This window comes from Pseudomonas sp. AC463 (assembly GCF_979253585.1).
In genome coordinates this window covers 1-262 of record NZ_CEEDDZ010000751.1, presented here as the reverse complement: position 1 = coordinate 262, position 262 = coordinate 1, and the positions used below count along the sequence as shown (strand labels likewise).

1 protein-coding gene is annotated in these 262 nt (G+C 67.9%); it reads right to left on the bottom strand.

Annotated elements, in window-relative coordinates:
• On the bottom strand, positions 1-252 hold a 252-nt coding region (locus tag AC0IYH_RS32230; RefSeq protein WP_471838388.1), incomplete at its 3' end, for an aminotransferase class III-fold pyridoxal phosphate-dependent enzyme.
• Positions 253-262: the final 10 nt, after the last annotated feature.

Sequence of the window (262 nt, the reverse complement as noted above, 5' to 3'; positions counted from 1 at the left end):
CGATGTGGGTCCGCGGCTCGCCCGGTTCGCGAAGTGACCCAGCGCCATCTTCAGCGCGACCTCGACGCTGGTCGAACCCGAGTCGGAAAAGAACACACGCGTCAGCGACGGGGGCATGATCGCCAGCAGTCCGAGCGCCACGTCTTCGGCGGGCTGATGCGTCCAGCCAGCGAAGATGATCTGGTCCAGCCGCTGCGACTGCTCGGCGATCGCCGCCATGATCCGCGGGTGGCCGTGACCGTGCGTCGTCACCCACCAGGAC